The sequence below is a fragment of the Halosimplex yunnanense genome, from assembly GCF_054504345.1.
On record NZ_JBTJEL010000033.1, the window covers coordinates 382072 to 394199 of the forward strand.

The 12128-nt window shown below is 67.0% G+C and carries 13 protein-coding genes and 2 tRNA genes; 6 read left to right on the plus strand and 9 right to left on the minus strand.

The genetic code is table 11. From position 1 onward, the window contains the following. Positions 1 to 78: 78 nt before the first annotated feature. Positions 79 to 1947, plus strand: a complete 1869-nt coding sequence (locus AB2U09_RS10665) for an acyl-CoA carboxylase subunit beta (protein WP_459192694.1) — start codon at positions 79 to 81, stop codon at positions 1945 to 1947. 59 nt (positions 1948 to 2006) lie between these two features. On the opposite strand, the gene AB2U09_RS10670 is transcribed toward AB2U09_RS10665, so the two are convergent. Beyond that, the gene (locus AB2U09_RS10670) at positions 2007 to 2228 is read right to left on the minus strand and encodes a DUF8149 family protein (protein WP_459192695.1); all 222 of its coding nucleotides are present in this window, start codon (positions 2226 to 2228) and stop codon (positions 2007 to 2009) included. A 93-nt stretch (positions 2229 to 2321) separates the two neighbouring features. Here AB2U09_RS10670 and AB2U09_RS10675 point away from each other — a divergent pair, with 93 nt between their 5' ends. Next, positions 2322 to 3269: a nucleoside hydrolase gene (locus AB2U09_RS10675; protein WP_459192696.1), complete on the plus strand. Its 948-nt coding sequence runs from the start codon at positions 2322 to 2324 to the stop codon at positions 3267 to 3269. A gap of 89 nt (positions 3270 to 3358) precedes the next feature. Here AB2U09_RS10675 and AB2U09_RS10680 read toward each other — a convergent pair. The 6 genes from AB2U09_RS10680 to AB2U09_RS10705 form a co-directional block, all read right to left on the minus strand. Beyond that, a tRNA-Val gene (locus AB2U09_RS10680) sits at positions 3359 to 3433 on the minus strand. A 194-nt stretch (positions 3434 to 3627) separates the two neighbouring features. After that, positions 3628 to 3873 (minus strand): DUF7120 family protein, encoded by a 246-nt coding sequence (locus AB2U09_RS10685; protein WP_459192697.1) that lies wholly within the window; start codon positions 3871 to 3873, stop codon positions 3628 to 3630. 64 nt (positions 3874 to 3937) lie between these two features. Next, the gene (locus AB2U09_RS10690) at positions 3938 to 4546 is read right to left on the minus strand and encodes a hypothetical protein (RefSeq protein WP_459192698.1); all 609 of its coding nucleotides are present in this window, start codon (positions 4544 to 4546) and stop codon (positions 3938 to 3940) included. Positions 4547 to 4693: 147 nt separating this feature from the next. After that, positions 4694 to 4767, minus strand: a tRNA-Ile gene (locus AB2U09_RS10695). A 123-nt stretch (positions 4768 to 4890) separates the two neighbouring features. Then, on the minus strand, positions 4891 to 5472 hold the full coding sequence (locus AB2U09_RS10700; RefSeq protein ID WP_459192699.1) for an FxsA family protein: 582 nt from the start codon (positions 5470 to 5472) through the stop codon (positions 4891 to 4893). A 65-nt stretch (positions 5473 to 5537) separates the two neighbouring features. After that, positions 5538 to 6956 (minus strand): cytochrome P450, encoded by a 1419-nt coding sequence (locus AB2U09_RS10705; RefSeq protein WP_459192700.1) that lies wholly within the window; start codon positions 6954 to 6956, stop codon positions 5538 to 5540. 119 nt (positions 6957 to 7075) lie between these two features. Between AB2U09_RS10705 and AB2U09_RS10710 the strand changes: the two genes are divergently transcribed. The 3 genes from AB2U09_RS10710 to AB2U09_RS10720 all read left to right on the plus strand — a co-directional run bounded on the left by AB2U09_RS10710 (position 7076) and on the right by AB2U09_RS10720 (position 8782). Beyond that, positions 7076 to 7645, plus strand: a complete 570-nt coding sequence (locus AB2U09_RS10710) for an AAA family ATPase (RefSeq protein WP_459192701.1) — start codon at positions 7076 to 7078, stop codon at positions 7643 to 7645. Positions 7646 to 7667: 22 nt separating this feature from the next. Next, positions 7668 to 8087 carry an RNA-binding domain-containing protein gene (locus AB2U09_RS10715; RefSeq protein WP_459192702.1) on the plus strand — a complete coding sequence of 140 codons (420 nt, stop codon included), beginning with the start codon at positions 7668 to 7670 and terminating at the stop codon, positions 8085 to 8087. A 65-nt stretch (positions 8088 to 8152) separates the two neighbouring features. Then, the gene (locus AB2U09_RS10720; RefSeq protein WP_459192703.1) at positions 8153 to 8782 is read left to right on the plus strand and encodes an HAD family hydrolase; all 630 of its coding nucleotides are present in this window, start codon (positions 8153 to 8155) and stop codon (positions 8780 to 8782) included. A 27-nt stretch (positions 8783 to 8809) separates the two neighbouring features. Here the strand turns inward: AB2U09_RS10720 and AB2U09_RS10725 are convergent, their stop codons facing one another. Beyond that, positions 8810 to 9904 carry a molybdopterin-dependent oxidoreductase gene (locus AB2U09_RS10725; RefSeq protein WP_459192704.1) on the minus strand — a complete coding sequence of 365 codons (1095 nt, stop codon included), beginning with the start codon at positions 9902 to 9904 and terminating at the stop codon, positions 8810 to 8812. 109 nt (positions 9905 to 10013) lie between these two features. Between AB2U09_RS10725 and AB2U09_RS10730 the strand changes: the two genes are divergently transcribed. Beyond that, entirely contained in the window at positions 10014 to 10907 is an 894-nt protein-coding gene (locus AB2U09_RS10730) for a CBS domain-containing protein (RefSeq protein WP_459192705.1), read from the plus strand. 98 nt (positions 10908 to 11005) lie between these two features. On the opposite strand, the gene AB2U09_RS10735 is transcribed toward AB2U09_RS10730, so the two are convergent. After that, positions 11006 to 11896 (minus strand): coiled-coil protein, encoded by an 891-nt coding sequence (locus AB2U09_RS10735; protein WP_459192706.1) that lies wholly within the window; start codon positions 11894 to 11896, stop codon positions 11006 to 11008. Between the last annotated feature and the right edge of the window lie 232 nt (positions 11897 to 12128).

Consider the following 12128-nt stretch of genomic DNA (forward strand, 5'->3'; position numbering starts at 1 on the left):
CGTTCGGCCCCGCCGATCGGAACGCCGGACTGCGCGACGGGGCGGCATATTTTACCGCTAGCGTACGACAGTAGCGACATGCGAGTTCGAATCGCCGGGGAGGCGACCGTCGAGGAGGCCGAAGCGATCGCCTCCGCGCTGGAGCGCCACGTGCCGAGCGACGGACGCGTCGAGGTGTTCGTCGGCGACGCCGACGAGCCCGCCGTCGTCCACGATCTGGACGGCGACGCCGAGAGCGGTGCAGCGTCGTCCTCCGCGCCGGACGAGAATCTCGGGCCGACGGCTCGCGAGCGGGCGCTCCGCGAGGAGATCGCCGACATCCGCGCGGGCGGCCCCGAGAAGTACCGTCGCCGGCTCGCCGAACAGGGCAAACTGTTCGTCCGCGACCGCCTCGAACTCTGGTTCGGCGACACCGACCCCGTCCCGGGCGAGCGCGAGCGCGACGAGGCCGCCGGAGACGACGAAGGCGCCGCCCGCGACGACGAGGACCCGTCGGGTCTGCACTTCGAAGACGGCAAGTTCGCCAACTTCGACGCCTGGCACGCCGACTCACCGGAGACGGACGGTACAGAAGACGGCGAGGGCGGCGGCGACCGACTGCCCGCGGACGGGCTGATCACGGGTGCCACCGAATTCGAAGGCCGTGATCTCCACTTCATGGCCAACGACTTCACCGTGAAGGCGGGGTCGATGGCCGAGCGCGGCGTGGAGAAGTTCCTCCGGATGCAACAGCGCGCGCTGAAGACCGGCCGCCCCGTCCTCTACCTGATGGACTCCTCGGGCGGACGCATCGACCAGCAGACCGGCTTCTTCGCCAACCGCGAGGGGATCGGGAAGTACTACTACAACCACTCGATGCTCTCCGGGCGGGTCCCGCAGATCTGCGTCCTCTACGGCCCCTGTATCGCCGGCGCGGCCTACACTCCCGTCTTCGCCGACTTCACGGTGATGGTCGAGGACATGTCCGCGATGGCCATCGCCAGCCCGCGGATGGTCGAGATGGTCACCGGCGAGCGGATCGACCTCGACGACCTCGGCGGCCCCGACGTCCATACCCGCCACTCGGGGTCGGCGGACCTGGTCGCCGAGGACGAACACCACGCCCGCGATCTCGTCGCGCAGTTGATCTCCTACCTCCCGGACAACAGCGACGAGAGCCCGCCGCAGACCGACGGGCGCGCGCCAGCAAAATCTCCCGGAGGTATCGACGGCGTCGTCCCGCAGGAGCCGAACAAAGGCTACGACATGAAGCGAGTCATCGAGCGAGTGGTCGACGCCGACTCCTTCTTCGAGCTCCAGCCCGAATACGGCGCGGAGATCCTCACCGGGTTCGCCCGCGTCGACGGGCGTCCGGTCGGCGTGGTCGCTAACCAACCCGCCAACCGGGCAGGCGCCATCTTCCCCGACGCCGCGCGCAAGGCCGCGGAGTTCGTCTGGAAGTGCGACGCCTTCGAGATCCCACTGCTATATCTCTGTGACACGCCCGGTTTCATGGCCGGCTCGGACGTCGAGAAGGAGGGGATCCTCGAAGCGGGCAAGAAGATGATCTACGCCACCTCGGCGGCCACCGTCCCCAAGCAGTGCGTGATCGTCCGGAAGGCCTACGGCGCCGGCATCTACGCCATGTCCGGCCCCGCCTACGACCCCGAGTCGACCCTCGGGCTCCCATCCGGCGAGATCGCCATCATGGGTCCCGAAGCGGCCATCAACGCCGTCTATGCGAACAAGCTGGACGCGATCGACGACCCCGACGAGCGCGAGCGCCGCGAGCGGGAGTTGCGCGAGGAGTACCGGGAGGACATCGACGTCCACCGGATGGCCAGCGAGGTCGTCATCGACGAGATCGTCCCGCCGTCGGAGCTTCGCGACGAACTCGCCGCGCGCTTCGCCTTCTACGAGACCGTCGAGAAGGAGCGCCCGGAGAAGAAACACGGAACGGTGCTCTGAGCGGTCGCCGCTTCGCTGGATTACTGTAGCGGCTGTCTCGCAGTCGTCTCGCTCCCCGTTCAGTACTCCGTGGAGTCGTCGAACAGGCCGAGGTCTTCGGCGACCAGATCCTGCAACTGCTCCGCGAGGGCGGGGTCGACCTGTGCGACCTGTTCGCCGTCGTGGAGCCGGTCGTTGTGTCGTTCGACCGCCTCGGCGACGTCGTCGAGGGCGATCTCGGTCTCGGTCTCGCACTCCGCGCAGATCACCGGCACCGTCGGATCGTCGCTGTCGTCTGCCATCAGTTCTCGGCCGTCTGTTCGACGGCCCGGGTGAAAATCTCTCGGCTTCGGCCCGCACCACAAGGGCTTATGGCCGGAACCCGAACGCCGACTATGCGACGCGTCATCGTCGATACGGACACGGCGGGCGACGACACGCAGGCGCTCGCGCTCGCCGCGCTCACCGAGCGGCTCGCCGTCGAGGCCGTCACGGTCGTCGCCGGCAACGTCCCGTTCGACCGGGAGGTCGAGAACGCCAAGTACACGCTCTCGCTCGTCGACGCCGAAGACATCCCCGTCTACGAGGGCGCCCACCGCCCGCTCCTGAAGTCCCACGAACACAGCACCGAGATCCACGGCGAAGGCGGCCTCGGCGGCGACCTCCACCCCGAGACCGGGATCGACTCCGCCGAGGGGTTCGGCCCCGACGAGATCGTCCGGCGCTGCCGCGAGTCGCCGGGCGAGATCACGCTGCTCTGTATCGGCCCGCTCACCAACTTGGCGCTCGCACACGCCCGCGAGGAGTCGCTGCCCGACCTCGTCGACGAGGTATGGGTGATGGGCGGCGCCGTCAACTGCCAGGGGAACGTGACGCCGGCCGCCGAGTTCAACTTCTGGGCAGACCCCGACGCCGCGGCGCGCGTCGTCGACGCCTTCGAGGTGACGCTCGTCGACTGGGGGCTCTGCCTGCGAACGCCGCTGGCGCCCGCCGCGCTGGACGCCGTCGCCGAACTCGATACCGACCTCGCCGAGTTCTTCCTCGAAGTGACCAAGACCGTCCGCACCCGCGGCGAACCCGGAGGAATCGACGGCATCACCCAGCCCGACGGGCTGGCGACCGCGCTGCTCGCGTACCCGGAACTCCGCGATCTCGTCGGAACCTACCCGGTCGCCGTCGACGAACGAGAGGGCCTCACCCGCGGCTACACGAGCGTCGACGTCGAAGGCGTCACCGGCGACGACGCGAACACGCACGTCGTCGAGGCCGCCGATTCAGAAGGGTTCACGGACGTGATACTCTCGATGCTTCACAATCGAGATCCCGACGCCGGTATCGAATAGGCGCGTCGGCTACCGGATACTCGCAGCTGATACCGTCACGATCGACCGAACACCATAACTACCGCTCGTACCGTAGCGACGAAAGAAGATGGGTTGGGGCGGATTTGAACCGCCGGCCTCCTCCATGTCAAGGAGGTGTCATAACCAACCTAGACCACCAACCCTCGCGTGCTTGCCTGCTACACTTTCGAGTTGAGGACAGGGATAATTGAAGGTTTCGAAGACGGCCCGAAAGTGACGCGACGAGTGAGAGAATTTCCGGGACGGCGGCGGGGTCGTTCAGCACTGGCTGCGCATCTGCTACTCTCGCGGTCGACAGGGGGAGACCGACAGAAACCGCCCCACTCGCCTGAGCAGTTTAGAACGAGAAGTCGTCGTCTTCCTGCCGCATGCCGGGATCCTCGGCGGTGTCCCACATGTCGTCGGCGAACTCGTCGGCCATGTCGGTCTCGGCCACCTCTTCCTCTGTGTCGCGCGTGTACGCGTCCAGCCCCATCGAGAGCAGTTCCTCGACGGCGGCTTCGCGGCTGACGAACTCCTCTTCGGTTATCCGTTCGAGTTTCGTGAAGACGTCCTCCGGCAGTGAGACTTCGACTGTGGGCATGAGTTGTCGGTTTACACTCAGGGGTGAAGTGTTTTGAGTATTTGGGCTGGCCGCCGGACGGTCGCTACTGACCGGCCGTGATCGTCAACTCGACGGTCGCGGCACCCGCCCCTGAGGACCCCCCGGACGAGTCTTCGGACGACTCCCCGTCCGCCGTTTCTTCCGTTCCCTCCTCGGCAGTCGATTCGGGCGTGGACTCGGGCGTCGGGGGCTTTGCCTTGCCCATCTCGGAGTTGTCGAAGATGAGGCGGTAGCTCCCGGAGCTGATGCCGGAGGAAGAACTACCGTCGGAGCCGTCCTGAACGCTGTGGGCGGCGTTGTAGTTCACCTCGTGGCCGTCCTTGAAGTAGTCGAATTCCCCGTCGCCGATCATCAGTACGTCGATCGCCGGCCCGTCCGTGACGGTGAAGTCGTACTTGAGCGCGCCCCCGTTCTCGAAGTCGATCGAATAGCTGGTGAACGACCCTGCGGGGATCTCGATCGTCTCGTCTTTCTCGTAGAAGATGTCCGTGACGTCGGTGTGGTCGGGGAACGGACCCGAGTTCCCGCCACCACCGCCGTTTCCGTCTCCGTTGCCGTCTCCGCCGTCGGAGCCGCTCCCGCCGTTGCACCCTGCCAGTGCCGCGAGGCTTGCGGCGCCCATCCCCAGCACTGCACGACGTGTTCGAACCATGCAGGCAGGTACCGCCTTACACTACATATATGTGTCGACGGCTAACACATACTCCAGTCCGCCAATACCGAACGCAACAGCCCCTCTCGGGGAGAAATACGGATTTCGACACCAAGTACTACCAGTGCGTTATGTAATATAGAACAGTGGGCCAACGCGGATTTGAACCGCGGACCTCCCGGTTATCAGCCGAGCGCTCAACCTAACTGAGCTATTGGCCCTCGACAACCGTTCATTTTGGACGGGGCACTTTAACAGTTACCCTTTGGCCTCGATTCCGACGCCGTCCGGCGGTTCTATGGTACCGTCCCACAGGGACGATACAGTTCGAGTCTGCCCGTCTGTCATTCGACGCCGGGGCGGCGGTCGCTATCGTCGTCATCGAAGTCGATGTCGTAGGCGTCGTCGTCAAGGTCGTAAGCGTCGCCGGGCTGTCCGGGACCTGGGCTGCCGGCACCGGGGCCGCCAGCGTTCGGTCCACCAGCGCCGGGACCGGCGTCGCCGAACGGGAACCCGCCGATGTAGACGTTCCCAGTGGCGAACCCGCCGCTTTTCTTGTCCATGTAGGGGACGATGACCTTCTCGCGGACGACCCATCGGATGGGCGAACGGGTGAACGGCACAACGAGCAGGATACCGATCACGTCCGTGACGAGGCCGGGGGTGAGCGTCAGGGCACCGGCCACGAGCAGGAACGCGCCGTCGAGCAGTTCGTCCGTCGGGAGTTCGCCGGTGGCGAGCTTTTGCTGTATCCTTCGGACAGTGTGGCGCCCCTCGGCACGGACGAGCAACATTCCGAGGAGGGCGGTCAACACGACGATGAGCACCATCAGGGGGGCATTGATCGGGGTCTGGGTTACCAGAACGAGCAAGAGCAGCGAGTCCAACAACGGAATCAGCAACAGCAACCCCACGTACCGGAGCATACCTCGACTTGTCACCGACGACTCAAACACTTTTCGAGGGATCGACGCGGGGGGCTCTTTCGGACCTACCGGCCTCGAACACCGACTCCGATCGGGTTCTCGGGCTGGAGGGTGATCTGCATCGACAGGTCGAGCGGCGGTTCGGTGACGGGATCGAAGGCGAACCGCCGGGCGAGCGTCGCTAGCACGAGCTTCGCCTCGACGAGCGCGAACCGCATCCCGATGCAGTGACGCGGCCCGCCGCCGAACGGGAAGTACGCGTACTCCGGCAACCCTTCGCGGAAGTCGTCGGTCCACCGCTCCGGCCGGAAGGTGTCGGGGTCGTCGTACCACCGCTCGTCGCGCTGGACGACCCACTGAGGCATCGAAATGGTCGACCCTTCAGGGATCTCGTACCCACCAATCTCCACGTCGCGCGTGGGCTCGCGGAAGACGGTGTAGGCCGGCGGGTAGAGCCGCAGCGCCTCGTCGACGACCCGGTCGAGGTACTCGAGTTCGAACAGGTCCGCGGCGGTCGGACGTGGGCCGTCGGCAGCGCTCCCTTCGGACCCGTCGCCCAGCACCGAATCGAGTTCCTCGTGCAGCCGCGCCTGCTTCTCGGGGTTGTTGGCGAGCAGATAGACCGCGTAGGCGAGCGTCAGCGCGGTCGTCTCGTGGCCGGCGAACAGGAAGGTGAAGAGGTGGTCGCGGATCTGCTGCTCGGAGAGTCCGCCCCCCTCTACGTCGAGGTCGAGCAGGATCGACAGCAGGTCGTCGAACTCGCCGTCGCTGGCCCGGCGGTCGTCGACGATGGCGGCGATGGCGTCGTCGAACTCCGCGACCGCGCGCCGGCAGCGGCGGTTGGCCGGCGTCGGTACCCACAGCGGGAGCAGCGACGAGACGGACCCGACGTCGAACCGGTCGGAGATGGCTCCCGCGGCGTCGCGAATCGCCGACTCGCGACCCCGGATGTCCACGTCCAGCAGCGTCTTCGCGAGGATTTCGAGAGTGAGCGTCTGCATCTCCTCGTTCACGACGACCGAGTCGCGGCCCTCCCACTCGTCGGCGCGCTCCTCCGCGAAGCGACTCATCATGTCGGCGTAGGTCTCGATGCGCTCGCGGTAGAAGGAGGGCTGGAGTGCCGCTCGGTGGGCCTGCCACTCCTCGCCCTCCATGAGGAAGAGGCCGCCGTCGGCGATCTGTCCGAGTGCGTTCCGGATGACCGAGGCGCGGCGGAAGTCGGCGTCGTCGGTGACGAGCACGCGCTCGACGTCTGCCGGGTTCTTGAGCATGTAGCCGTCGCTCCAGGCGACCCGGTAGCTGACCACGTCGTCGTCGATCGCGCGGCAACGATCGTAGAACGCCAGCGGATCCCGGAGGAACTCGACGGTGTTCCCCGCCAGCGGAATTCCGTCGGGACCCGGTGGGCGGTCGCCGGGCGTCGACCGGCGCAGCGGTCCGTCCGACGTCTCCGACCCCTCCGTTCGCGCGTCGTGCGTTGCCATCACCTGTGTCTACGCACCCGACCGCCAATGCTGTTGGGCCGAGTACGCCCGCTGCTTTAAGTAGTCCCGCGAGAAGCGACAACGCAGTCCTTATGCGCGGCGTGGCAGTAGGACCGTCGATGACAGTCATCGGGATCGTCGGACTGCCCGGCAGCGGGAAGAGCGAGGCCGCAGCCGTCGCGCGCGAGGCGGGCGTCCCCGTCGTGACGATGGGCGACGTGATCCGCCAGGCCTGCCGCGACCGCGGGCTCGACCCCGCGACCCACCACGGCGAGATGGCGCGGACGCTCCGCGAGGAGAACGGCCCCGACGCCATCGCCCAGGCGTCGCTTCCCCTCATCGAGGACCGCCTCGAGGACGCCGACACCGTCGTCGTCGACGGTATCCGCTCGGACGTCGAAGTCGAGCGCTTCGTCGAGGCCTTCGGCGACGAGTTCACGCTCGTCGAGGTCCACGCTCCGAAGGAGGTCCGCGCCGAGCGTCTCGACCTGCGCGGCCGTGACGCGTCTGCCGAGGAGGGCGGCGAGTCGATGGAGGAACGGGACGAGCGCGAACTCGGCTTCGGCATGGGCGAGGCGATGGCCATGGCCGACCTCACCATCGAGAACGACGCCAGCCTTGAGGCGTTCCAGTCCACCGTCGAGCGCCTGCTCGCCGACGGCCCCGAAGCCATCGAGGACGAGCAATGATCCCGAACCCGAGGAGCCAGCCATGAGCACAGTCTACTCCGTCGATATCCAGATCACCGCACCGGTCAACGACACCGAGGTCACCGACAGGGTCGCCGACGCCGTGACGAACCTCTTCCCCGGCGCCGACGTCGACCACCAGCACGGCGAACTCGTCGCCACCGCCCACGACATGGAGGAGTTCTCCGAGCGGCTCCACCGCCAGGAGATCCTCGACACCGCCCGCGGCGCCTTCTTCGAGGACCTGCAGGGCGACACCTTCTCGTTCGACCTGAAGAAACAGGCCGCCTTTCAGGGGGTCGTCAACTTCGCCGTCGGCGAGCCGGACGAACTCGGGGAGATTCACGTCCGCGTGCGCGTGAACGATCCCGACGCCGAATCCTACATCGACCACGTCGCACCGCCCACGAAAGAGGGCAAGCCCATCGACCCCGACGAGTAATCCCGCTGCGCGACGGTTTCCCACAGCCGGGCCACCTTTTTGGCCCGTTCCGCTGACACCCAGGTATGGCAGCGATATTCTTCGACGTGGACGGCACGCTAGTCCGGTGGGCGGGCGACTACGCTGGTATCGTCGCAGACGCCTTCGACCGGGCGGACGCGACGGCCACCGACGACCGGCTGGACCACTACAACGAGCGCTTCTTCCACCACTTCGGCGCGTTCGCCGACGACCCGTACTACCGCGCGTTCACCGACGTCTGCGAGCGCTTCGACGACGATTCGGATCCCCGAGCGCTCGCGGACGCGCTCGTCGCCGCGGAGTTCGACGCCGTCGAACCGGTCCCGGGTGTCGAGGCGGCCGTCGAGCAACTCGCGGAAGACCACACGCTCGGTATCCTGACCAACGGGGTCCCGCGCGTCCAGTTCGGCAAGGTCGAGGAGGTCGGGCTGCTCGACTACTTCGATGTCCGCGTCGCCTCGCACGACCCGGAAATCGAGGCGACGAAACCCGACCGGGACATCTTCGAGGCGGCGAAAGACCGCGTCGACGCCGAGACGTACGTGATGGTCGGTGACGACCGCGAACCCGACATCGACGGCGCACGAGAGCACGGCTTCGAGACGGTCCACGTCGATACGGGCGTCGCGGATCTGCGTGCGCCGGACTTCCGGACGTTCGCGACGCTGCTCTGAGCGGGTCTGGTACTCCCCCGACGTCGTTCAGCCGTCGATCCCGCTGACGAAGACGGCGACCCACTCGCCCACTTCCCGACGGCGGGTCACGCGAACCGATTCGACCCACTTGACCCACTGGAAGCCGCGGCGGCCGGGTGCGACCAGCCGCATCGGGGCGCCGTGGCCGTGCGCGAGGGGCTGGCCGTCGACGTGCGTCGCCAGCAGCGCGTCCCCCGCCTCGTCGAGTGGTAGGCTCCAGCGGTAGCCGGTCACCGAGCGGAACTGCACCCAGGCCGCGCCAGATTCGGGGGATGCAGCGTCGAGCAGGTCACCGACCCGGACGCCCTGCCAGTCGTGCTCGGAGTACCAGCCGCTGGTGCAGTCCAGAATCGCACGCGTCTCCGTCCGGTCGGACCCTGCTCCGGCGTCGGTCTCGTCGGGGAACATGTCTTCGGCGGACAGCTCCAGCGACTCTTCCACGCGTCCGCCCACCGTGAGCGACCACGACCGCCGGTCGACCGGGTCCGGGTCGTCGGCGACCCACGAGGTGACGGGGAAGCGGTTACCGTCGTCGCTCCCCTCCTCGAGAGAGCCGGTGAATCGTCGCTCGGCGCCCGCGGTCTCGAGGATCTCGTTCGTCGCTTCCTGCGCCCGCCAGACGACGGCGCCCGACCCGACGAGCGCGGCGTACCGGAGCGCGTTCCGCCGGTCCGCGACGGACTGGCGAGAGGGGAGTGCGAACCGCTGGCGGAGGTGAAACAGCAGCATGAGTGGCACGGTCAGCCCCAGTCCGATGTGGAGGTTCAGCAGCCCCCACGGCCCCAGGCCGAGCCGGCCGCCGAACACCCACCAGATGCCCGTCGCCAGCGCGGCCGTCGAGACGACCCCCAGCAGCGCGGACAGCAGCCGCGTCGCGTCCAGCGCGTCCGCCGACAACCGGTGGCGCACGCGGCGGAGTTTCCACACCAGCAGAACCACGGTCGCCAGTCCCGCGACGGCGTGAACGTCGAAAATCCATGCCTCGGCGGGTCGACCGGAGACGAGACTCACCGCGCCCGTCGCGAGCAGGACGACCACCGCCGCGAGCAGTGAGGCGTCGACGACCCGCGGCGGCGGTTCGATCCGGGGCAGTCGGCCCATTACCCGCCGTTAGCGCTGGACGGGCTTGACTGGTCGGGTCGGATCGACAGAGCGGTGGACCCGGGACCGGCCCTACGCTCAAGACAGTTCCGTTCGAACAGTCGACACGATGCTCCGCCCGCCCGCAGTCACGGAACTCATGGAGACGGCCGAAACGGTCGACCCGGAGACCAGCGCGCTCGCCGTCGCGCGCAGGCTCGACGATCCAGCCGTCGAGTCGGTCGTCGTCGTCGAAGACGGCGACGTCGTCGGCGTCGTGGCACAGTCCGATGCCGTGGCGCTGCTCGTCGACGACGAGGATCCCGAAACGCTCACGGCCGCCGACGTGATGTCCAGCCCGGTCCACACCGTCGACGCGGACGAGTCGATCGTCGCGGCCGCCGAGCGGCTGCGAACCCACGGTATCGGTTCCCTGCCCGTCCTCGAAGACGGCCGCCTCGTCGGCGTCGTCACGGCCGCCCTGCTCTCGCAGTACATCCCGCACGTACGCCGACCGGCCCCCGATGCCGCCGCGGACGAGGATCTCGTCCGCCGGACCGACCGCGCCGACACCGCCTACGAGAAGTCCGGCTGGGAGTTCGAGTACGTCGGCCACCAGGACCACATTGACGTCGGCGACGTGGTACGCTTCTCGAAGCCCCTGGCCGAGGCCGAGGTCGACGCGTTCGCCGACGCCAGCGGCGACACGAACCGCCTCCACCTCGACGACGAGTACGCGAAGGGCACCCGTTTCGGCCGCCGCATCGTCCACGGGACGCTCGTCGCCGGCGTCCTCAGCGCCGCGCTCGCCCGACTACCCGGCCTGATCGTCTACCTCTCACAGGAGGTCAGCTACCTCGGCCCCGTCGACATCGGCGAGCGCGTCACGGCTGAGTGTGAAGTCGTCGAGGAGATGGGCGACGAGCGCTACCGACTCACCACGACCGTCGCCGACAGCGACGACGAGACGGTCGTCGACGGCGAGGCGGTCGTCATCGCCGATCCCATCCCCGAGACGGCCTGAATCGGGGCGGATCGGTGGCCGGGCGGAAAATTTCCGGGCCCAGAAACGCGACAGCGGCAGCTACGCGCTCGCGGAAAACGGAGAGAAAGCGTCGCAGATTACAGCAGGCCGGTCTTCTGGAGCTTCATCAGGTCCTCGGTGTCGAGGGTCTCGCCTTCCTTGAACTTCTGGTAGATCTCCTCGGCTTCCTCGCGGGCGGCCTCTTCTTTCTCCTGACGGGCCTCGCGCTCTTCCTCTTCTTCCTTCTTGTCCAGTTCGCGCAGGCGCTTCTGGACGCGCACGAAGTCCTCGTGGTGCTGGTCGGCCGCTTCCTGGGCCTCCACGAACTTCTCGTGCATCTCGTCGGCCTCGTCGCGGATGTCGTCCGCCTCGCGGTAGGCCTCGATCATCTGGTTGTGGTGCTCCTGAGCCTCGTCGGCCAGCTCCGTCACCTTCTGGTGGTGCTTGGAGGCTTCAGAGCGAATCTCCTCGGCTTCCTCCTTGATCTCCTCGAGGTCGCCGCCCTGGTTGAGCTTCTCCTTCTTCTCGGCGAGCTTCTCGCGCTTCTCCTCGATCTTCTCGATGAGTTCGCGCTCGTCCTCGGCCGAGAGGACCTCCGTCTGCTGCTTGAACTCGAGATCCTCGATCTCGTCCTCGAGCTGCTCGATGTCCTTGCCCTCGTCGAGCTCGAGCTCGTCGCGCTGGTCCTCGACCTCGTCGAAGAGCTCGTTGGCCTCGGCGTTGAGCTCGTTGCGCTTCTCCTTGTGCTCCTGGACCTGCTGGTTGAGCTCGTCGCGCTTCTCGCGGTGCTCCTGAGCCTCGTCGACCTTCTCGCGAGTCTTCGCGTTCAGGTCGTCGCGCTCGGAGGCCCGCTCGGAAGCCATCTGGTTGAGTTCGTTTCGTCGATCCCGGAGCTGTCCCGCGAGCTTGATGAGCTCGCCCTTGGACTTGTTCTCGAGATCGTCGTCTGTGACCGATACGTTCTTGGATTCGTCTATCGAGTCTGCCATAATTGTGCCTCTATGCCATACCCGCTCCGGCGAGAGACAGGCCCACCGCTACGGAGTGGCTGACGCCGACAACAAGGGTGTCCTGTCATGCTGGTCGAAGTGCGATACAGCCTGAACGCCGGAGACGTTCTGGTATCTCATCGTTGCGCTTCCCCTGATTTAAATATTCCGGTGAATCGCGTCGCCCGACACACCCCCACGGCCCCGAATACGCGACGAGAACGCCACGAGA

Coding starts and splice junctions, on each gene's coding strand:
- AB2U09_RS10725 (WP_459192704.1), bottom strand. CDS start 9,904: ATGGGCCGACTGCCCCGGATCGAACCGCCGCCGCGGGTCGTCGACGCC.
- AB2U09_RS10675 (WP_459192696.1), top strand. CDS start 2,322: ATGCGACGCGTCATCGTCGATACGGACACGGCGGGCGACGACACGCAG.
- AB2U09_RS10685 (WP_459192697.1), bottom strand. CDS start 3,873: ATGCCCACAGTCGAAGTCTCACTGCCGGAGGACGTCTTCACGAAACTC.
- AB2U09_RS10735 (WP_459192706.1), bottom strand. CDS start 11,896: ATGGCAGACTCGATAGACGAATCCAAGAACGTATCGGTCACAGACGAC.
- AB2U09_RS10730 (WP_459192705.1), top strand. CDS start 10,014: ATGCTCCGCCCGCCCGCAGTCACGGAACTCATGGAGACGGCCGAAACG.
- AB2U09_RS10665 (WP_459192694.1), top strand. CDS start 79: ATGCGAGTTCGAATCGCCGGGGAGGCGACCGTCGAGGAGGCCGAAGCG.
- AB2U09_RS10700 (WP_459192699.1), bottom strand. CDS start 5,472: ATGCTCCGGTACGTGGGGTTGCTGTTGCTGATTCCGTTGTTGGACTCG.
- AB2U09_RS10720 (WP_459192703.1), top strand. CDS start 8,153: ATGGCAGCGATATTCTTCGACGTGGACGGCACGCTAGTCCGGTGGGCG.
- AB2U09_RS10690 (WP_459192698.1), bottom strand. CDS start 4,546: ATGGTTCGAACACGTCGTGCAGTGCTGGGGATGGGCGCCGCAAGCCTC.
- AB2U09_RS10715 (WP_459192702.1), top strand. CDS start 7,668: ATGAGCACAGTCTACTCCGTCGATATCCAGATCACCGCACCGGTCAAC.
- AB2U09_RS10705 (WP_459192700.1), bottom strand. CDS start 6,956: ATGGCAACGCACGACGCGCGAACGGAGGGGTCGGAGACGTCGGACGGA.
- AB2U09_RS10710 (WP_459192701.1), top strand. CDS start 7,076: ATGACAGTCATCGGGATCGTCGGACTGCCCGGCAGCGGGAAGAGCGAG.
- AB2U09_RS10670 (WP_459192695.1), bottom strand. CDS start 2,228: ATGGCAGACGACAGCGACGATCCGACGGTGCCGGTGATCTGCGCGGAG.